Origin of the sequence: Nitrincola schmidtii (assembly GCF_008973715.1) — a bacterium.
GTDB lineage: Bacteria > Pseudomonadota > Gammaproteobacteria > Pseudomonadales > Balneatricaceae > Nitrincola > Nitrincola schmidtii.
Genome location: NZ_WBOL01000008.1, coordinates 69,704 through 90,746 on the forward strand (window position 1 = coordinate 69,704; position 21,043 = coordinate 90,746).

Annotated in this window: 18 protein-coding genes; 7 read left to right on the forward strand and 11 right to left on the reverse strand. The window is 45.1% G+C overall.

Translation table 11 applies throughout. The annotated features are described in order from the left end of the window. Positions 1-2: 2 nt before the first annotated feature. Both rhlB and dinG read right to left on the reverse strand, forming a co-directional pair. On the reverse strand, positions 3-1,532 hold the full coding sequence (rhlB, locus tag F7R24_RS08585; protein WP_151670842.1) for an ATP-dependent RNA helicase RhlB: 1,530 nt from the start codon (positions 1,530-1,532) through the stop codon (positions 3-5). A 48-nt stretch (positions 1,533-1,580) separates the two neighbouring features. Continuing rightward, complete coding sequence (dinG, locus tag F7R24_RS08590; protein WP_151670843.1) at positions 1,581-3,695, reverse strand: ATP-dependent DNA helicase DinG; 2,115 nt, start codon at positions 3,693-3,695, stop codon at positions 1,581-1,583. A 125-nt stretch (positions 3,696-3,820) separates the two neighbouring features. Between dinG and lexA the strand changes: the two genes are divergently transcribed. Further along, complete coding sequence (gene lexA, locus F7R24_RS08595; RefSeq protein ID WP_151670844.1) at positions 3,821-4,435, forward strand: transcriptional repressor LexA; 615 nt, start codon at positions 3,821-3,823, stop codon at positions 4,433-4,435. A gap of 45 nt (positions 4,436-4,480) precedes the next feature. On the opposite strand, the gene F7R24_RS08600 is transcribed toward lexA, so the two are convergent. Then, positions 4,481-5,002, reverse strand: a complete 522-nt coding sequence (locus F7R24_RS08600; RefSeq protein ID WP_151670845.1) for a DUF6586 family protein — start codon at positions 5,000-5,002, stop codon at positions 4,481-4,483. Between the two features lie 52 nt (positions 5,003-5,054). Beyond that, entirely contained in the window at positions 5,055-7,706 is a 2,652-nt protein-coding gene (topA, locus tag F7R24_RS08605) for a type I DNA topoisomerase (protein WP_151670846.1), read from the reverse strand. A gap of 144 nt (positions 7,707-7,850) precedes the next feature. Here topA and F7R24_RS08610 point away from each other — a divergent pair, with 144 nt between their 5' ends. Beyond that, complete coding sequence (locus F7R24_RS08610) at positions 7,851-8,624, forward strand: DNA topoisomerase I (protein WP_240776054.1); 774 nt, start codon at positions 7,851-7,853, stop codon at positions 8,622-8,624. 39 nt (positions 8,625-8,663) lie between these two features. Here F7R24_RS08610 and F7R24_RS08615 read toward each other — a convergent pair whose 3' ends face one another. Both F7R24_RS08615 and F7R24_RS08620 read right to left on the reverse strand, forming a co-directional pair. Next, complete coding sequence (locus F7R24_RS08615; protein ID WP_151670847.1) at positions 8,664-8,888, reverse strand: DUF1653 domain-containing protein; 225 nt, start codon at positions 8,886-8,888, stop codon at positions 8,664-8,666. Positions 8,889-8,919: 31 nt separating this feature from the next. Then, positions 8,920-9,426 carry a hypothetical protein gene (locus tag F7R24_RS08620; protein WP_151670848.1) on the reverse strand — a complete coding sequence of 169 codons (507 nt, stop codon included), beginning with the start codon at positions 9,424-9,426 and terminating at the stop codon, positions 8,920-8,922. Between the two features lie 51 nt (positions 9,427-9,477). On the opposite strand from F7R24_RS08620, the gene F7R24_RS08625 reads away from it, so the two are divergent. Continuing rightward, positions 9,478-9,924 carry a universal stress protein gene (locus F7R24_RS08625; RefSeq protein ID WP_151670849.1) on the forward strand — a complete coding sequence of 149 codons (447 nt, stop codon included), beginning with the start codon at positions 9,478-9,480 and terminating at the stop codon, positions 9,922-9,924. A 13-nt stretch (positions 9,925-9,937) separates the two neighbouring features. Here F7R24_RS08625 and F7R24_RS08630 read toward each other — a convergent pair whose 3' ends face one another. Continuing rightward, positions 9,938-11,857 (reverse strand): ATP-binding cassette domain-containing protein, encoded by a 1,920-nt coding sequence (locus F7R24_RS08630; protein WP_151670850.1) that lies wholly within the window; start codon positions 11,855-11,857, stop codon positions 9,938-9,940. Between the two features lie 196 nt (positions 11,858-12,053). Between F7R24_RS08630 and F7R24_RS08635 the strand changes: the two genes are divergently transcribed. After that, entirely contained in the window at positions 12,054-13,988 is a 1,935-nt protein-coding gene (locus tag F7R24_RS08635; protein WP_151670851.1) for a transglycosylase SLT domain-containing protein, read from the forward strand. On the opposite strand, the gene F7R24_RS08640 is transcribed toward F7R24_RS08635, so the two are convergent. Next, complete coding sequence (locus F7R24_RS08640; protein ID WP_240776056.1) at positions 13,962-14,255, reverse strand: glutaredoxin family protein; 294 nt, start codon at positions 14,253-14,255, stop codon at positions 13,962-13,964. The genes F7R24_RS08635 and F7R24_RS08640 overlap by 27 nt on opposite strands. Before the next feature lie 128 nt (positions 14,256-14,383). Between F7R24_RS08640 and F7R24_RS08645 the strand changes: the two genes are divergently transcribed. The 3 genes from F7R24_RS08645 (at position 14,384) to F7R24_RS08655 (ending at position 18,707) form a co-directional block, all read left to right on the forward strand. Next, positions 14,384-16,120: a PHA/PHB synthase family protein gene (locus F7R24_RS08645; RefSeq protein WP_151670852.1), complete on the forward strand. Its 1,737-nt coding sequence runs from the start codon at positions 14,384-14,386 to the stop codon at positions 16,118-16,120. 141 nt (positions 16,121-16,261) lie between these two features. After that, a complete protein-coding gene (locus tag F7R24_RS08650; RefSeq protein ID WP_151670853.1) occupies positions 16,262-17,665 on the forward strand; it encodes an MATE family efflux transporter in 1,404 nt (467 codons plus the stop codon). A 28-nt stretch (positions 17,666-17,693) separates the two neighbouring features. Further along, the gene (locus F7R24_RS08655) at positions 17,694-18,707 is read left to right on the forward strand and encodes a DUF3080 family protein (protein ID WP_168926804.1); all 1,014 of its coding nucleotides are present in this window, start codon (positions 17,694-17,696) and stop codon (positions 18,705-18,707) included. A gap of 68 nt (positions 18,708-18,775) precedes the next feature. Here F7R24_RS08655 and F7R24_RS08660 read toward each other — a convergent pair whose 3' ends face one another. The 3 genes from F7R24_RS08660 to rlmM all read right to left on the reverse strand — a co-directional run bounded on the left by F7R24_RS08660 (position 18,776) and on the right by rlmM (position 20,772). After that, positions 18,776-19,372: a ProQ/FINO family protein gene (locus tag F7R24_RS08660; protein WP_240776057.1), complete on the reverse strand. Its 597-nt coding sequence runs from the start codon at positions 19,370-19,372 to the stop codon at positions 18,776-18,778. Beyond that, a complete protein-coding gene (gene tusA, locus F7R24_RS08665; protein WP_151670855.1) occupies positions 19,341-19,583 on the reverse strand; it encodes a sulfurtransferase TusA in 243 nt (80 codons plus the stop codon). Before tusA ends, F7R24_RS08660 begins: the two co-directional genes overlap by 32 nt. Positions 19,584-19,680: 97 nt before the next feature. Continuing rightward, the gene (rlmM, locus tag F7R24_RS08670; protein ID WP_240776059.1) at positions 19,681-20,772 is read right to left on the reverse strand and encodes a 23S rRNA (cytidine(2498)-2'-O)-methyltransferase RlmM; all 1,092 of its coding nucleotides are present in this window, start codon (positions 20,770-20,772) and stop codon (positions 19,681-19,683) included. Positions 20,773-21,043: the final 271 nt, after the last annotated feature.

Below are 21,043 nucleotides of genomic sequence, written 5' to 3' on the forward strand. Positions count from 1 at the left end.
AATCAATCCAGTTTCTTAGGCTCTTCGTTGTTATTTTCGTCCGTTTCTTCGACCACCACGGCTTCAGCTTCTTCACTGCTATGTTCGGTTGGTGTGCTGTCGACAGAAGCATCATCAGACGTTGCGATTTGGGAAGTTGATTCTTCCACAGCATTATCTTCTGATTGTTCAGCAACCGCTTGAACCTCAGCTTTAGGCGCTTCAATAGGCTCTAGTAGTTCAGGGTCAGGATGAACACATACCAGCTTAACACCCGTATTGGCTTCCACTTCAGGTATCAAAAAGGAATCATTTTCACAAGCAAAGGAGATAGAGGCACCCATTGCACCTGCACGACCCGTCCTTCCAATACGGTGAACATAATCATCAGCTTCTTCTGGGAGTTGATAATTGATCACATGGGTGACGCCATCAATATGAATTCCACGCCCAGCCACATCGGTGGCTACCAACACCTGAATTTTGCCACTGCGGAAATCTTCTAAGGTTTTAACACGCTTATTTTGCGGAATCTCACCAGACATCAGTGCTGAACGGACACCGTCACGACGAAGTTTTTCTGCCAAATCACGAGTTTCATGGCGACGGTTGCAAAATACGATAGCGCGTTCAATGTTATTCACCCGCAAATAATTTCTAAGCAGGGTATATTTATCTTCAGAAGAGACCAAAAAGACGGTTTGTGTGATGTTATCAGTCACTTGAGACTCGGATTCAATCTCTATTTGAACAGGATCTTGGGTCCATTGACGCGCCAAGTTCATAATCTCGTCAGAGAAAGTTGCGCTGTATAACAAGGTTTGACGGTCCGGTCCTTTTCGCGGCGTATGACGAATAATGGTACGGACATCGGGTATAAAGCCCATGCTCAACATACGATCCGCTTCATCCAACACCATCACTTCTACGTTGTACAGATCTACGTCTTTAGATTTAACAAAATCAATCAAGCGACCCGGTGTAGCCACCAAAAGATCGACTGGACCTTTCGCCAAAGCTTTACGTTGTTTTTCATAATCCATACCACCCACTAGTGATACCACGGATAAGTCTGAATAACGCACCAAACCTTCTGCGTCAGCAGCAATTTGCAAGGCCAGTTCACGTGTGGGTGCAATCAGCAATGCTCGGGGCTCTTTCAGTTTACGTGGTTCTTCCAGCGGAAAATCCAACAGATCAGTAATAATACCAATCAAAAAAGAAGCCGTTTTACCAGTTCCGGTTTGTGCTTTAGCAATCAGATCTTTGCCTTCTAGGGCATGTTCAATCGTGGCAGCTTGAATGGGTGTACAGTACTCAAAGCCCAAATCTGCAATGGCATGCATCAAAGCGTCGGGTAAGTTAAAGTCATGGAAGCGCCTACGATCAGCAACCTCAGGAACAATAAACTCCTGTGGCGTCCAGCTCTTGCGACGGCTATTGCCCCGATTATTACCACTGTCACGACGTTTACGACGTGGCTTAGGCTCTTTATCTTGAGCGGTGGTTTGATCAGTTTCGGCTTGTGTCTGACGCTGTTCTTCTGTATTCAAGAGATTACCTTCCAATTGTTCATCATTTTCACTGTCTATCTTACCCTGTCAGAACACCTGACGAAAAGGTGGCAAGGCATCAAGGATTTGTCGACCATAAAATTTGCCAGTCAAACGACGATCTAAAATCACCACTCGTCCGCGATCTTTTTCAGTTCTTAGCAAACGCCCCACCGCTTGTGTAAGACGCATAGAGGCCACGGGAACTGCTAAATCTGAGAAAGCATTCCCACCTTGCTGTTCGATCCACTCTGCCAAGGTGGCATCCACAGGATCATCCGGTACGCTAAAAGGAAGTTTAGTAATAATCACATCGGTGAGATAATCACCAGGGAGATCAACACCTTCCGCAAAGGAAGCCAATCCAAACAAGCAACTGGGCTGGCCTTGATCAATGCGCTCTCGATGCTGCTGCAACATGGCTGATTTTGATCGTCCACCCTGCTCTATTACTCGCTCTTTAAGATCAGAGTTTAATCCTTCTAAAACCTTGAACATCTGTTTCCATGAACTAAACAGCACTAAACTTGCAGACAATTTAGGGAGTTCTGCATTGAGGAATTCAGTGACCTCTTCGGTATGCTCATCGACGCGACCTGGATCATTGCGCATTTTCGGAATATGAAGCTCAGCGGCATTGAAATAATCAAAGGGGCTCATCAAACGCTCACAAGGCGTATCCTCTGGTAAACCAAGGGTTTGCTTAAGGCGATCAAAATTCCCCAAGGCTGTTAACGTAGCAGACGTAATTAAGGCACCAAAGCAAGCTTGCCATAAGTGTTCTTGCAAGGTTGCGGCGACGGAAACCGGACTGCTACAGCACTCATACTCTGGCCCCTGAAGCGTTTCATGCAATACCACCCAACGAGCAGTGGGACTGTTGCCCGCTTCATCAGGGCGGGCAAAACTTCCAGCCAGCCAACTCATCTGTTGGATACGATTGAGTAAAAAACCTAATTGCGGGAAAAAGGCCTCCGCTTGACCTCTTTCGATATCTGCAAGATTACCTTCCATGGCCTCTTTTAATAACGCAGCTAACTGCTCTAGATACTGCAAGAGTCGCTGACAACAATGAGACACTTCTTTTGCCGGTATCATCCAGCTTTCAGGTTGTCTGCCATTCGTGAACCTAACCCTAGGTGTCCGACCTCGATCCGAATCAAAGGATAAGCCTTCCGCAAGCTCACGCCATGCGTTCAATGCTAACAGAAGATCAGCGATGGGTTGATGCATCCGAGTAACAAGATCATCCAGAAAACTGGAACTGCAGTGCTGACTGAATTGCAAAAGCTTTTTTTCCATCCCGCCAATCAAACGCAGCGCTGTTAACAGTCGTAAACTGTAGGAAAAATGACTGCCAGCTTTATCCGCAAGATGATGTCCCTCATCAAACACATACAGGGTATTAGAAGGCTCTGGAAGAATAGCGCCACCCCCTAAAGACAGATCAGCCAGCACTAGATCATGATTGGCGATAACAAGATCAGCATCAACCATCTGTTCGCGCGCACGATAGAAAGGACAGACACTAAAATTGATGCAACGGCGATTGCTGCATTGCATGTGATCACTGGTCAAAAGACCCCATATCTCATCGGTAGGTGCATCGTTCAGCTTGTCTTTGTCTCCATCCCAAACACCTTCAGCATAACGTTGCATAATCAGACGAACTTTTTCCAGTACCGATGGTTCGACCTTTAGTTGCTCTTCATCCTCATAAAGCGCCATCTGCCCTAAAGACACTTGGGTATCGAGAAGTTGTTCAGCTTTGTTCAAACAAAGATAGCGCCCGCGTCCTTTGGCTAGGGTATAGCGAAAACTGAGCCCTGCATGCTCAGCTAACTCAGGAAGATCTTTATCAATCAGCTGCTCTTGCAAAGCGACCGTAGCGGTGGAGACCACTAATTTCAGATTGTGACGCTTGGCAATAGGTAAGGCAGCTAGCAAATAGGCAATCGTTTTACCGGTACCGGTACCGGCCTCAACCGCGACAAGATGAGATTCACCTAAACGTTTACCCTTTTCATCTGCACGGATAGCGCCCAGAGTTCTGGCAACCGCAGCAATCATCTGCTTTTGTGCTGGACGTGCTTTTAAACCACGACTATCCAAAAACTGACTATAGGCAGTTTGTATCTCTTTTTTTAATGATGCGTCCAGCAAGCGAAGACCCTCTGTGTTTTCAGCCTAGAGTTTAACAAAAACATACCTTTTCAGACACAACTGACTTGACGTAGAGACAATACTGTACAAAAATGCAGTAACTGTACACAAAAACAGGTAAAAAAATGAAACTTACAGCGCGTCAAACAGAAGTTCTTGATTGTATCCGTCGCCATATTGAAGCAACGGGTTATCCACCTACACGAGCTGAAATTGCAAAAGAGCTGGGATTTAAGTCAGCAAATGCAGCGGAAGAACACTTAAAAGCACTGCAGCGAAAAGGCGCGATTGAGATGATTCAACACACCTCTCGCGGCATTCGTCTTCCAGACGAGCCTGCTGTAGAAGCTGAAGAAACGGGTCTTCCGTTAATCGGTTCGGTCGCAGCCGGTTCTCCCATTTTGGCAATCGAACATATCGAACAGCGCTGCAATATCGCCCCAGATTTTTTTCACCCTAAAGCCGATTATCTTCTTCGTGTACGCGGCATGAGTATGAAAAATGTTGGGATAATGGATGGTGATCTGTTGGCGGTTCATCAAACACGTGATGTTCGTAATGGACAAATTGTGGTTGCTCGAATCGGTGATGAAGTGACCGTAAAACGTTTTCAGCGTGATGGAACGCATGTCAGTTTAATAGCCGAAAATGAAGAGTTTGCCCCGATTGAGCTAGATTTAACGCATGACGAGTTAGAAATCGAAGGACTGGGCGTCGGTGTTATTCGTCAAGGCAGCTAAACACTGCCTTAACAAAAGAACAAGACTAGACCTTGATGCAGGAGCTTACCACTCCTGCATACCTTCCCGCAGTTTCTCAACTAGCTGTCTCATCTGACCTAACCAGTTTTGATATTCTGAAAAAACACCTGCATCACCCGCATGATTTGGGTTAACTTGCATTACCTGAATTTCAGACAAGCTCGCAACAGAAGAGGGCTTCTCTTTGTCAACTGCTTTCCAGCAAGCCGCATAAGACTGTTGCAACTGATGCAACCAGTTATGAGGGTCGGCTTCAAGCTGCAACAACTCATTCAACTCGGGTGATTCAAAACCTGATGTTTCAAAACCACGCACTAAGTCCTCCAAGGTCGTGACGCTATTCACATCCACTTGATATCGCTCTGCAATCTCTCTTAACAAGGAGCTATAAGCAGACACCAAGTGAAACAGGATCGACTCTTGATAAGATTCGATCAGTGCATGTTTACTCCATGAATTCGAGTTCTGGGCAGCTTGTAACGCATCTAAATGCAATCGAACAAAGTTCAGCTTCTGATTTGTCCGCGCTAGATACACTTCACTCATTGTCCCCTCCAGGGATACTTCAAATCGTTCAAAAATTGTCCAAAAATAACTATTAGGATTTCGTAGTGCGTTTTTTCGCCTGCTCAACAACCCATCGTCCGTTATCGTAAAAAGCGCGCCAGCCGGTTGCCTTACCTTCCGATTCCGTCATCACATACTGCTCTTTGGTTTTGCGACTATAACGCACGATAGAGGGATTACCTTCCTCATCTTGAACCGGAGCCGTTAACAAGAAGTGATACTTAGGATCTATCTCATCTTTGTGAGGCAATAACTCTTTGACTAAGGGCGCACGTGTTTCACGCTTTTTAGGGAACTGACTAGCGGCCAAAAACAAACCACTTGCGCCATCACGAAGCACATAGGTATCGTCCACTTTTTCACAAGCCAACTCCGGCATGGCAACGGGGTCCATTTTTGGTGGAGCCGGTTCACCGCTACGTAACAGCTTACGAGTGTTTTTGCATTCGCTATTGGTACAGCCAAAGAACTTGCCAAAACGACCCGTCTTTAATTGCATGTCCGAACCGCATTTATCACACTCGATAGTTGGACCATCATAGCCCTTTATTCTGAAATTACCTTGCTCTATCTCAAAACCAGTGCAATCTGGGTTGTTACCACAGATATGCAGCTTGCGATTTTCATCCAACAAGTAGGCATCCATGGCGGTTCCACAGAGCTTGCATCGATGCTTACTGCGCAAAATACGTGATTCAGCTTCTTCATCATCGGCATCGGCACTGACAACTTCATCACCCGGAATGAGGTTTATCGTGCACTTACAACGCTCTTTCGGGGGAAGGTTATAACCCGAACAACCTAAAAACACACCGGTACTGCCAGTACGAATCATCATATGACGACCACACTCTGGACAATCAATATCCGTTGGCGTAGGCGTATTAGGTCTCATGCCCTGTTCTGCATCTTGAGCCGTTTCTAGGTCTTTAACAAAGTCAGCATAAAAGCGATCTAACAGAACTTTCCATTCAAGATCACCGCGAGCGACCTCATCTAGGTAACTTTCCATACGCGCGGTAAAGCTATAATCCATGAGATCTGAGAAGCTTTCATTGAGTCTCTCCGTCACAATATCACCCATTTTCAGGGCATAAAAGCGACGATTTTGCACCTCGACATAGCCGCGATCCTGAATGGTAGAGATGATCGCAGCATAGGTTGATGGACGACCAATACCTCGTTTTTCTAGCTCTTTAACCAAGCTGGCTTCAGTGTATCTGGGTGATGGACGAGTGAAATGCTGCTTTGGTTCCAAAGCTTCTAACTTAAGCTGGTCGCCTTTCTGTAGATCAGGAAGAATAATATCTTCTTCATTCTTGCCGCGCGCTGGTAATACACGCGTGTAACCATCAAAACGCAAAATGCGACCTTTAACAGAAAGCTCAAAATCACCTGCATTAACCGTGATACGAGTGCTGGTATATTGCGCTGGTGTCATCTGGCAGGCTAAAAACTGACGACGAATCAAGTCATACAAACGCTCAGCGTCAGACTCCATGCCATTTAATGCATCTGCTGTAATCGTTACATCGGAAGGACGAATCGCTTCGTGAGCCTCTTGTGCGCCCTCTTTACTACTGTATCGAAGTGGCTGTTCTGGCAAATAGCGATCACCAAAATTACTTTGAATATATTCGCGACAAGCATTAACCGCGTCTTCACTCAAATTCGTCGAGTCAGTACGCATGTAGGTGATGTAACCCGCTTCATAAAGACGCTGCGCCATCATCATGGTTTTCTTAACACCGAAACCTAAACGTGTACTGGCAGCCTGCTGCAATGTTGAGGTAATAAACGGTGCTGACGGTTTACTGCTGGTTGCACGGTCTTCACGACCGGTGATGACGTAGTCAGCGGATTTTAACAGCTCAACAAGTTTATGGGTTTCATCCGCACTGGTTGGCCTAAAGGCTATATCACCATGGCGGGTGACTTGCAGTTTAAGAGAATCACCCTGCGCACTGACAGTCGAAGCAAACACTTCCCAATATTCTTCGGGGATAAATGCTCTGATCTCTCGTTCACGATCAACAATTAGTTTAACCGCAACGGATTGCACACGACCCGCAGACAAACCTCTGGCTACCTTCTCCCAAAGCAAAGGAGACACCATATAACCAACAACACGATCTAAGAAGCGTCTAGCCTGCTGAGCATTCACTCGGCTCATGGCTAACTCACCAGGCTCCTTGAAGGCTTCTTTGATTGCTTTTTTGGTTATTTCGTTGAACACAACACGCTTGAACCGAGAGTCATCACCGCCAATAGCTTCACGTAAATGCCAGGCTATTGCTTCTCCCTCTCTATCCAAATCCGTTGCGAGATAAATTTCATCGGCACTGGCTGCTAACTTTTTCAGTTCATCAACCACTTTTTCTTTGCCAGGCAGTATTTCATAACGAGCATCCCAGCCATGATCTGGGTCGATACCCATACGTTTAATCAACTGCTCATGAGATTTTTTCTTACGATATTCGGCTTTCGCTTCGTCTGAAAGCTTGCGAGTCTGAGCAGCAAGCTTGGCGCGTTCTTTGGGATCTGAGGTGGCTGAGCCGCTGCCACTGGTCGGTAAATCACGAATATGACCCACGCTAGACTTAACCACATATTGGCTACCGAGGTATTTGTTGATCGTGCGGGCCTTGGCCGGTGACTCCACAATGACAAGGGTTTTACCCATTCAATCGATTCCTTAATGTCGCTATGCGTCGGAAAATATCGTGCATATATAAGTGTTGAGTCGGACTGGGTCAAGTCAATCCGTTAGATTTAGAGAGTTTAACTTTACGTAAAAGTTGCCATAATAGTCTAAACAGAGCGTAAAATGCGCTGTCAATTGTATTTCTTTGATTCATCTAATGCGACCAGAGTGCCAAATCTGATGCTAAGTAACAACCTGTTGTACGTATTTCTGATTGCTGCTTTAGGCTTAGCTGCGCTAACGGTTAACTATGTCATCACATCACGAGAACGTGAAAGAGAATATCGAAACACACGACTAAAGTGGCTTAAAGAGCAGTCAGAACATACACTTAACGCACTATCGGTACTCAAAGAAATTAATTGTCGAGGCGACATTATCGATAAGCTAAATCAGCACGCCTTATCCTTGATTGAGGAAATTGGTGTACTGGCACCTGACTCAGAATTAATGACCGAAGTCAGTAAAATTAAAGACACCACTGACCGTACTCGGCCCAAGCAAGATCCTTTTAACAATGACCGCGCCGTTCGAAAAGCTCAAATTTATATCAATTTCGCTGAAAAGCTCATCATTGATATGGCCAACAAAGGCAAAATGACCGCACAATTAGCTCATACGTATCAACAAGAACTTTACTGGCTGAATGTCTCAATGGTGGCTGATGCCCATATCATTCAAGGTAAAGCCCTGATGCAACAGGGTGATAAGGTTGCCGCATTAACCCATCTTAAGCATGCTAAAGCCATGCTGGTTAGGGCGGCAGTCCCACAGCATCAAAAACGTGACAGACTACTTCCATTACAGGGATTAATTGATCAATTGCAACCTAAGAAAGATCTTGGACCGGGGGCTCTAGCTGAAACACTTGACGCATACCTTAAGGAGCAACCTTAAGGGTACACGAGTAGATAAGCGCTGCTGTGTAAACCGTTTTTATTCAGCTAGGCTCAATAGCTCAAAACGTGGAACCACTTCTGCTGATGGCAATGTCACCGTTTCTTGAAACATCAACGCTGGCCTAACCCAAAGATCCGCTTCTGCATAACAAGGCCGATAAACCACCATCCACTCTTCAGTTTCAGAATGACGTGCCACTGCAATAACATCATACTCACTACCTTTGTAATGACGATAGCGACCTGGTTTGGGTAGATCCATGGGCTTTCCTTATTATTGATGTGTCTTAAAGTTAGATTTTTGCTTTTAGAATAGGCTGAATAGCCAAATGTATCGCGTCCAATTGCTCGATACCCCCTGCTTCACGCCAATATACGCTAAAGTGCATAGGGCTGGATTCCAATGCTCTTACCTCTTTGGGAAGCTGAGCAATCAGCTGGGAAATGATTTCGCATGCGTCTTTTGACAGCTCATATTCACCTTTTTTCCATGACCATCCTTGAGGAAGACCTTGATTAGCAACATTGTCAGTTCGAAAAATCTGCCAACTGGTCCAACGATCTTTTTCGTCTCGGCTAAGATCGTTACGGAGGATACGGTATGCGGGTAAACGAACCTTCTCTGGCTCCATTTCACCTTTTGCACGAGTGGTTTCCAACTGAGCAATCTGCACAATAAAACCAAGCTTACGTGCGTGAAGACGCACTTGAGACACCATGCGTTCACGTGGACTGGGTCGAATCCACATAATTGAGCCAATAAGTGACAACATTACCACTATTGAAATTACCCATTCCATTTTACTATCCTATACTTAATATGAATTCATTCATTTATAAAGGGCACGGCCATGAGCACTTATTCACATATTCTGTTGGCAATTGATCTTTCTGATGAATCAGACCAGTTGATCACTAAAGCCGCTGAGCTGGCTCGGCTCTATGATGCCGAGCTGGATATCATTCATGTGGTGGAACCTCTCACCTTCGCCTATGGCGGTGATGTCCCCATGGATCTTTCTACTATTCAAGAACAACTTGATGAGCACGCAGAGCAAAAGCTGAATCAACTTTGCGCAACCGTTGATCACCCTGTTAGTCGACGCCATATCGTCACAGGCCACACCGAATCAGAAATACATCGAGTAGCACGTGAAGTTTCTGCAGACTTAATCATTGTGGGTAGCCATGGCCGTCACGGTCTTGCCTTATTACTCGGCTCGACCGCAAACGGGGTATTGCACGGTGCACAATGTGATGTATTAGCCATTCGAGTGAAAGATCAGGATGCCAAATAGCTGTTAAAAACTGCTATTCCTGCATGGCTTCAAGTTCTACCCAACGCTCCATGAGGCGCTCGAGTAGCGCCTCATGCTGCTGAAGTGCCTCCAACGCTTGATTCACCTGTGCATGATCTTGATTGTAGAAATCCGGATCAGCGCAAACCTGCTGTAACGCTTCTAGCTTAGCTTCTGCCGCTTCTAATTCCGCTGGCAGTGAATCTAACTCTCGCTGCAACTTGTAACTTAACTTGCGCGTCGTTGTTTTGGCCACGCTAGCGGCTGCTACGGGGTTAACCGTCTCTTGTTTCGTGAAGTCACCCTTCTGCTCGACAGCGGCTTGCGCCTCAGCTTTAGCAAGTGCAGACTGGTCGCGTTGACGAAGCCAATCTTGATATCCACCGACATACTCTTTGATCTTACCTTCACCTTCAAAGACCAGAGTGCTAGTCACAACATTATCGAGAAAAGCACGATCGTGACTCACCAACAAGACGGTACCGTTAAAGCCCATTAAGATCTCTTCCAGCAACTCAAGGGTTTCTACATCGAGATCGTTGGTTGGCTCATCGAGAACCAGCATATTGGCAGGTTTACTGAATAAACGTGCCAAAAGAACACGATTACACTCGCCACCTGAAAGCGCTTTTACAGGCGTTCTTGCACGTTCAGCACTGAACAAAAAATCGGACAAATAGCTGATAATGTGTCGAGAGCGACCTTGAACATCAATACTTTCTCGTCCACCGGAAATATTGTCGATGACACTTTTTTCAAGATCCAAACTGTCTCTTAGCTGGTCAAAATAGGCGACTTCCATTTTGGTACCGATACGAACTTCACCTTGATCAGGCTTTAAATCACCCAGCAATATCTTTAGCAGCGTACTTTTACCGACGCCATTAGGGCCAATTAAACCGATTCGATCTCCTCGCTGAATTTTCAAATCCAATTGATCGATAATCTGCTTATCAGCAAAGGCATGAGATACCTGCTCCAGTTCTACTACTAACTTGCCTGATTTAGACGCTTCATCGAGTGAAAAACTGGCTTTTCCTTGTCGTTCACGACGCTGTGAACGTTCTCGACGTAACTGTTCTAAGGCTCGCACACGACCTTCGTTACGGGTTCTTCGTGCTTTGATCCCTTGACGTATCCAACGCTCTTCTTGAGCTAGCTTTTTATCAAACTCAGCTTGGTGACGACTTTCCTCTTCGAGCAACGCTTCTTTCTGCTCTAAGAAGCGCGAATAGTTACCAGGAAATTTGGTCAGAATGCCACGATCTAATTCAACAATGGATGTCGCCAGATGTTCAACCATGGATCTATCATGCGAAATCAACAAGACACCGCCTTGAAACTCCAGCAATACTTGTTCAAGCCACTCAATGGCTTCGATATCCAAATGGTTGGTAGGCTCATCTAAGAGCAGTAGATCAGGCTCTTGCACTAAAGCTGCACCTAACGCGGCGCGTCTTCGCCAACCACCGGATAATGCCGACATAGGTTGATCCGGATTCAAGTCTAAACGGGTTAATACACGCTCTACTTTTTGCTCCAGGTTCCAGCCATCCGCAGCTTCAATTTTATGCTGCAGTGACTCTAACTCACGCATCGCTTTATTATCCTGACGCATTGCCAACTCTTCGTAGGCTTGGCGCATCGCAACAACATCAGCAAGACCGTCACTGACAACCTGCCTGACAAGGCGATCATCGGCTTGTGGCAAAGCCTGCGGCAATTGCGCAATTCGCAAAGAAGGAGCGCGCCAAATAATGCCACTATCAGGCTGAACCTCACCACTGATGAGTTTCATAAGAGTTGATTTTCCGGCACCATTCAATCCGACTAAGGCAATACGCTCACCTGCTTCGATTTGAAGTGCTGCATTATCCAGTAGTACACGGTTACCCAGTGCTAGGCACAATGCATCCAATCTGATTAAAGCCATATCGTTTCGCTTACACCTAAATTAATATGGTGCGTATTCTACCAGAAAACTATGGTTTGATATTGATTGAAATGACTTCATTCACATTTGTATTTCTATCGAATGCCTCTTCTCAAGTGAACCTAGCAAGCGCTACACTGTCTTTACTTGTGGCACTGGTCAATGTGCTCTTTATTGGAGGTCTATTTTGCATTTCATGACACGCGCGAGTTTACTCGTATCCGGCATTATTTTTTCTGCTTCTCTGCTCGCTAGCCCTCTTGAAAACCAGCGCGAAAAGTTTCTTGATGCGCTAGACGCCGCTCGTTCAGGTCAACATGATCGAGTGCAGCAGGTGCTGCCACAACTCGCTGACTATCCTCTCTTACCTTACATTCAGTATGCACAGGCGATTCAACAACTCAAACGAATCACTCCCGAACAAGCGGATGAACTTTTACTGACTTTTCAAGGCACACCGTTGTATCAACGCTTTGCCAGTGCCTACACCGTCAGCCTAGCTGAAGATCGACGCTGGTCTGACTTCAACCATTACATAACTAAGGTTCGCAATCCAAGCGCACAATTAGAATGCATGGCTGCTCGCGGAGAACTGCAAGCTGGAAACAGTGCCAAGGCCTACAGTGAAGGCTTGCGCCTTTGGCAAGTGGGTGGATCACAACATGCGTCATGCGATCCTTTATTTAACCGCATGATTGAAAACGGGCAGATTACCTCTGCGGCGGGTCTAGAGCGAGCTGTACTAGCTGTGGAAAGCAACAATATCGCCATAGCTCGTTATGTAGAAAGATTTATTACGGATCCTGCTGCCCAGCAACAGATGTCATTGGTTTGGCAACTTTACAACCAACCAGAATCACTTGCAGACAATCCTGGCCTGATAAGACCGAATAACCCTTATGCTGATCGATTAGTCGCGATGTCCATTCAGCGCCTTGCGACCAGCGATCTTCGCCGAGCACTGGTAACTTGGGCGACTTTGAACAAAAACCTACAACTCTCTACTGAAGTTCAAGCTCCGGTGATTAATCGACTGGGCGTTCTCTATGCAAAACGTTTCCAGCCAGATGCTGAGGTGGTACTCGCGCAGGTTGACCCTACTTACCAGTATAGTGATGTTACCGAGTGGCGTGCGAGATTAGCCTTAACCCAGCAAGATTGGCCCAGAGTCTTAACACTGATCAATCAACTGCCTGACAACCTTCAATCTGAAGGACGCTGGCTCTATTGGTCATTAGTCGCCAATTTACAACTTGGTAGACAACCGAATGCCGAACAACTCAATATCTTAGCGTCTGAACGCAGTTACTACGGATTTAAAGCAGCTGAATTGACTCAACGTCCTTTCTCTATTAACAACCGTCCTAGTAACTTCACGCCAATGCAAAAACAGCAGATTTCTGGTCTGCCTGCGATGCAGCGCATGTATGAGTTTTATCGTTTAGGTCAAACGCGTGAAGCGACACAAGAATGGAACTTTATGGTGAGTATGCTATCACCCGAACAACTTCATGCAGCCTCACACGTTGTACAAAGCTGGGGATGGTACTTTCAAGGGATACGTGGCGCTATTGCCAGTGATCAATGGGATGACCTTGCACTTCGATTCCCCGCGCCGTTCAAAAATCTTTTTGACCAAGCCAGTCGTGAATTTGAAATTGAGCCATCATGGGCATTAGCAGTCACGCGACAAGAAAGTGCATTTTTAGACGTTGCCCGCTCTGGAGCAGGTGCTCGGGGTTTAATGCAACTCATGCCAGAAACCGCTAGAGAAACCGCACGAAGAGCCAACATTCCATTAAGCAGCCTAGACAGACTGAATGAGCCTGATATTAACGTGAGATTAGGTTCGGCTTATCTTGCGCAGATGCAACGTCAATTTGGTAATAATCGCGTGCATGCCACTGCTGCTTATAACGCCGGCCCTGGACGAGTTCGTCAGTGGTTATCAGCCAGAGGGCATTTGCCGCTAGATATTTGGATTGAAACCATTCCGTTTGACGAAACCCGTGGATATGTCTTAAACGTTTTAGCATTTGGTGTCATTTATAACACTATGGCAGGTCAACCTGCACGAGTGTTTAGTGACTACGAACGCGCCCAACTAGCCTGGAATAACGCTACTAGATAACAAATCATTAACAAAAGCAGAGAGCTGAGTTTGGTCAAACGGCCATCCCAGCTCTTTTTTTTGCGCAGGACAAAGCAATACTGGAATCCTTTCGGCATAGCGCTCCATTAGCTCATCCTCATAGGCTATATCCACCAAATCTACTGTAAATATTTTTGGATCAAGTACTTGAATCAAAACCTCTACCGCAAGATCACAAAGATGACACCCTGAAGTAGTCATAAGCTCTAGTTCGTATGGGTGCATAGAGGTTTCCGCACTGCACATAAATTTCTCCTAAGTATTCGACTCATGTCCACCTAAGTGCTAATGTGGTAGTAGAATGAATCGGTTTACAGTGTAACTGAATTCGTTATTATGATAAGACAACTGAGTGCATAAAACAGGCAGCATCTATGGAAAAGAAAGAAAGTAACACCTCAGACCCACAAGCCTTCATCAATTACGTCAGTGAAGAAACCAGTAAACTACTGGAGATGTACTCTGCCACAGGAGGTGATGATATTTTCAAACAGTTCACTAACTCTTGGACTGAATTGGCTACACGATCTCTTGAAGATCCAACCCTTTGGATTAAAGCAATTGCAGACTATCAGCAAGCGCAATTAAATCTTTGGAAAAATATCCTAACGGGTACCTCGGAGCAGGTTGCACAACCAACACCGGGTGATCGTCGTTTCCAGAATGAAGAATGGTCAAAAAATCCAGTTTTCGACTATATCAAACAGTCTTATCTACTTTCTTCAAAAATGCTTACCGAGATGGCATCCAACGCGAAGTTATCTGAAAAAGAGCAGAAGAAACTCGAATTCTATACACAACAATTTGTTGACGCCATGTCGCCGACAAATTTTGCCATGACTAACCCAGAAGTGCTGAATCAGGCATTGGAGACCAAAGGTCAAAGTCTCGTTGATGGCTTGAAGAATCTGCTAGGTGATATTGATAAAGGTCACATCAGCATGACTGATGAATCCGCTTTTGAGTTAGGCAAAAACATTGCCATGACGGAAGGCGCTGTGGTTTTCCAAAATGACCTGTTCCAGTTGATTCATTACAAACCCGAAGCTGAGCAAGTTTTTGAAAAGCCACTATTGATAGTACCACCCAGCATCAATAAATTTTATATTTTAGACCTACAGCCTCATAACTCTTACGTTAAATACTGTGTTGAACAGGGTTATAACGTTTTCCTCGTAGCGTGGGTTAACCCAAGCAAAGAGATGAGCCACTTAAGCTGGGATGATTATGTCGAGAAAGGTGTTCTAAAAGCAGTCGAAGTCACCAAAGAAATTGCAGAGCAAGACAAAATTAATACGGTGGCTTGGTGTGTAGGCGGTACGTTAATGGCGACTGCAATGGCGGTTATGGCTAATCGTAAAGATGCCAGCATCGCTTCAGCAACCTTCTTAACCACACTGACAGACTTTAAAGATCCAGGCGATCTAAAAGTATTCATCGATGAATACCAAGTAAAGTCGTTAGCAGAAAAAGTGAACAAGGAAGGTATTCTGCATGGCAGAGAACTCGCTACCTCCTTTAACATGCTGCGCTCAAATGATCTGATTTGGTCTTATGTGGTGAACAATTATCTTAAGGGACAAACACCACCTCCTTTCGATATTCTTTACTGGAACAGTGACCCTACCAACTTGCCAGCACGCATGTACACCTTCTACTTGAACAAGATGTACCTTGAGAACAAGCTGGTTGAGCCAGGCGGTGTTACCATTTGTGGTGAGCCGATTGATCTGAGCAAAATCAAAACACCTTGTTACTTCTTGTCGACAATTGAAGACCACATTGCGCCTTGGAAGAGTACTTTCAGTTCAACTGAAACCTTCAAAGGACAGTTGGAGTTTGTATTAGGTGCTAGTGGTCACGTTGCGGGTGTTATCAACCCTGCTTCAAAAAACCGTCGCCATTACTGGACCAAGGGTGAACTAGGCAAAGGGCCTGATCACTGGCTGGAAACTGCCGAGAAACAAGAAGGTTCTTGGTGGACTCACTGGTCAGAATGGCTCAAACGTCGTGCAGGTAAAAAAGTCGATGCACCGAAAGATTACGGCAACGCAACTTTCACACCGATTGAACCAGCACCGGGTAGTTATGTAAAAGCACGTCTAGACTAAATTATTAGCTCTGTTAGACTAGATCGGGGTGCTACTAAGCACCCCGTTTTTTTTGTTCAGGATGAACACCCTACAGTAAAAAATTTACACCACGGACAGGTTCATTTTCTCTAAGCCATGAATGGCGGATATCACACGACCATGCTAAACCCAACAACCGTTACTGTATTAGGCAGAAAAGCTGAAGTTCGCCAGCTGATGCTGCTAGCTTGGCCAATCATGATTGCGCAAATTGCACAGAACTCGATGGGGTTTGTCGATACGCTAATGTCCGCAAGAGCAGGTAGCGAAGATTTAGCCGCCATTGCGCTAGGCACCAGCTTGTGGATTCCTGTTTATTTAGCCTTTTCTGGCATTTTAATGGCGGTGACTCCAACCGTTGCTCATCTGGTGGGCGGCAAAAAAGATGTTGAAACACCGGGTATTTTTCAGCAGGGTATCTGGCTTGCTTTTTTACTGGGCATTGTTTCATTTTGGCTGTTACAAAACACCGACCCGGTTTTATCGATCCTGTCTTTAGAAGATAGCCTGCAGGATAAAACTCGCCGCTATTTAGAGGCAATTTCATGGGGCTTTCCTGCCTTAATGCTGTATCAAACCATTCGTGGCTTCAGTGAAGGGTTTGGTAAAACCCGTGCGATTATGAAAATCGCGTTATTGGCCCTGATATGTAACATCCCACTCAACTATATATTTATTTTTGGCAAATTCGGCTTACCAGCTATGGGGGGTGTGGGATGTGGCTGGGCAAGCGCTATTGTTATGTGGATTATGTTTTTTACTGGCGTCAGCTACACTCGCATAAGCAGTCAATTCAAACCTCTACCCCTCTGGAGACCCTGGCATAGGCCTCAAATAGTCAGCATGGTGCAGCTACTTCGCTTGGGCACTCCGATCGGTATCGCCTTATTGATCGAAGCCAGCATGTTCAGCGTGATAGCACTGTTATTGGCTCCGTTTGGCGAAGTGACTCTGGCAGCGCATCAAATCACCATCAGCTATACGGGTATGGTGTTTATGATCCCGCTCAGTATTGCCATGGCATTGACGATTCGCGTTGGGCAACTTCAAGGCAGTGGTAACAGTCAGCATGCACGCTTTGCCGCCATGACTGGTATAGGCTTCACCTTGGTGATTGCACTCATAACAACCTTGCTAACCATTTTACTGGCGCAACAAATTACACGGCTTTATATCGATGATATGGAAATTGCGAGTCTTGCGGTGCTTCTGCTGATGATTGCCGCGTTATTTCAATTTTCCGATGCATTACAAGTCAGCGCTGCTGGAGCACTTAGGGGATATAAAGACACCTTTATCCCGCTATTATTGGTCTTTGTATCTTTTTGGGTGATTGGACTGCCTGCTGGATACCTTCTTGGATTAACGGATGTTTTCATACCTGCGATGGGAGCAGCGGGTTTCTGGTACGGCTTATTGATCGGACTCAGTGCAGGTGCCGTAATGTTGATGACACGTCTTAATCGAGTATCAAAAAATGCACAAAGCATGTCTCATAGCACTGCTCTCGGTAACGATTCTTAGTGGTTGCGCTGAGCCAACAGCTGAGTCAATGCTTCGCGACTATACCCAACGGGTCAGTAATGCTATAGAACATCCCATAGACTTCAAACCTAATCAGTCCAGTTATCCTATACTTCCACCCAGAAGAGAACGACGTATAGAGATACCCGAATTACGTGAAGGGTTGATTGATGTTCTCAGACTGCGCCACTGCGATCTTTTACCACTGATTTCTGAACGGAATAGTAATCTAGGTCGCGTCATGACCCCCTCGCAAATACTTCAGTATGAGCTTCGTTTCCTTCCTGCCATTCAGCAATGTGAACAATATTTATTAAATAGAGTGTCTGAAGAAGCGGATCTAACTCCCCTACTCACCCGAGTACAAGAAATTCGTGAACACAAAGAAACACAATTGCCCTATGTGATCTGGAATGCGCTTTACTCCTCACCTGAAATGGAGCAGCAATTCTCACGATCAACAACCCCACTGCCTATACAGTCCAGTGGTCAGATCAATTTCATTCAGCAAACTCTCGATCCTTTTTTAGTTATCGCACAAGTAACGCAAGAAACAACACGCGCTTTAGAAGCGGAATTCATTCAATCATTAGAAAGTTACTATGAGCAGCTCTACCGAACAGAACTTGGGAGCCAGTGGCTTCGCAGTATTGCGCTGTTAACTGAGGCGATGAATGCGGTAGCAGATGGCATTGAACAAAGACTCGAAGAGCGACCGATCTGTTTTAACCGCCAGCCCAATAACAGGTCCACCATTATTCAGAACGTATTTAGAAACTTTTATGCATCTGAGTTTCAGCCGTATCTGGCAAGCACAGATCAATTTGGCCAACGCTGGATCAGCTTACAAAACGAATTACTCAGCGCTTTACCTGTACCGAAGAGTTCGGCAGACTACTTTTCAACGATTTTCGACAAAAATCATCAAAATGGATTTTTGTTTGCCTATGAACAAGCAAAAGTACGCCATATTGCTGCATGGCAAAAGCTTTTGGATCATTGTGGATTAACGGCGGGAAGTCTGACGGCTGGTCACTTTTAGGGACCAGCCGTCAGTAAAAATCAATTTAACCCTTAATAAGCAGTATCCAATAGGTTGGTTTTACTATCTTATTTGCGAGCATTTAAAGAAAGTAGTTGATCCAGCTTGCTGGTTAAGCGCTCTTCCTTCTCTTTTTTACGTGCTTCCTTAGCCTGTTCTTTTACACGCTCTTTGCGGGCTTCATGCATCGCTTTTAGTTTGCTACGGGCATGCTGAGCTTCTTCGGCGGTCACTTTACCAGCAGGCTGACCATCGAGACCGATACGATCGGCATCTTCCTGAAAACTACGCAAATACTGAGGCGATCTTACATAAGATGCCAATGCACGCTTAATTTTTGTGCGCGAGACTTTGTCATCAGCAACAAGATCTTCTTGAATACCAATTTTAAGAGGTCTTGGATTTTCTCTTGAGAAAACGCTGGGATACGCATCCATCAATAACTGAACAGCCGCCATATTAGCAGCACGATTTTTATTTGGCTTAGTAGCTGCTGAAACGTCAGTTGCTGCATTCTTTTCCGGATCACTCACTTTGTTTATCTCAACTCGCTGTTGTTTAGATTCAATCTGACTTAGCCTCTGCTCACATTCCATCAACAGTTGCTCAGTTTTTAGTGCTGCTTGCTCAGCTTCACTCAGTTCCTTTTTGAATAAAGTATTCATAACTCTCTTCTAGATTTGACTGATCAAGCAAACGATGTCCTAAAAACTCACAGAATCTAGGAATATCTCTTTGCGTCGAAGGATCGGTTGCCTTCACATACAACACTTGACCTGCTTCCATCTGTCTAATTTCTTTATGCAACATCATCACAGGCTCTGGACAAAAAAGCCCTGAAGCATCAAGAGTAAGATCATATTTATAGCTGCTCATTATGACCCACCATTAAAACAATCCGCTATTGTCTCAGAAAATTTACGCCTAATAAACCTGCAAGCGCTATTCATTCTAAAGATAGGCAAAGAATGAATTAGCGAAGAACCAGATGACAGGTAATTTCCTCTCGATCATGATAAAGATGACGGGCAGATAATCGATAGGATATACCCGCTTCTTGCAATTCTTGTTCAATTAACGCAAGTGACTGTCTTACTTCTTGATAACGCTTTTTCATCGGTAGTTTAAGGTTGAAAATCATTTCATGACACCAACCGTTCAATGCCCAATCAAGCATTCTTGAAGTCACTCTTGCAGGCTTATCAGCCACGTCACAGACCATCCAATCCACGGGTTTAGCAGGTTGAAAATGAAACGCATCGGCTTTTTCATGGGTAACCTGACCAGTATCCATTAAAGATTCTGCCATGGGTCCATTATCGACAGAAGTAACAAACATGCCTTGCTTTACTAACTGCCAAGTCCACCCTCCTGGAGCCGCCCCAAGATCCACAGCTGTTTTACCTCCTCCTAAACGTTCAGACCATTCAGCTTGAGGAATAAACCAATGCCAAGCCTCCTCTAATTTCAATGTTGAACGACTGGGAGCTGCACCAGGAAATTTCAGCCGCCGAATACCCATTTCCAAATTGGAACTATTACGCTTGGGACTGACACCGACAAAAAGTTTTTTTCCTGATAAAGCAAATAGATGCATGCGCCAATCTGCTCTTGCTTTACGCGGTAACATAACTCCCTGCTGACGAAGAGTTTGTGCCATTGCTGAAGCCAATTTACCCGCAAAAGGCAAAACCTCACGACCGTCAGTTGTATCTGGCACTTCGGCTAACAGTTCAGCCGACACTGGCAAATCGGCAACTGGGCCCAGCAATACGCTCAAACGATCGTGTGATGGCAGATCATCAAACACCGGCAAACAAGCAAACCATTGACGAACAAAAATCAGAGAACGGAAAGGTATTCGCTGAATACATTCAAGAGCATCTCCAAACACTTCATAGAGTACATAGCCAGAATTCACTTCAAATCGAGGAAAACCAGCAATTTCTATGGCGCTACAATGTTCCGCTATTTCGGCCGCGCACTCTGCCTCAAAGCCACCACGACATTGTAGCAATATATATTTCAACAATTTATGACCCTCTTTCCCAATATCAGAACTCATATCGACAGCATAACCTGTTTGAATAGTTCAACATACTCTTGATCCACATCAAGTAAACTTTAAATAACTGCCGCGCTTACTAAGCCTAAAGTGGTAGCCGTTGTAAGAATTCAAACAAATAATGTTAATTAGATAGACCTAATAAAAAACAAGACATTAAAATTAAAACATTTATTTTCAGTAGGTTATAAATATTAAAAACAAACAATCATCTAAACAAAATGATAATTTTAGACAATCACAGCCTGCGACAAGCTGTCGCAGATAAACC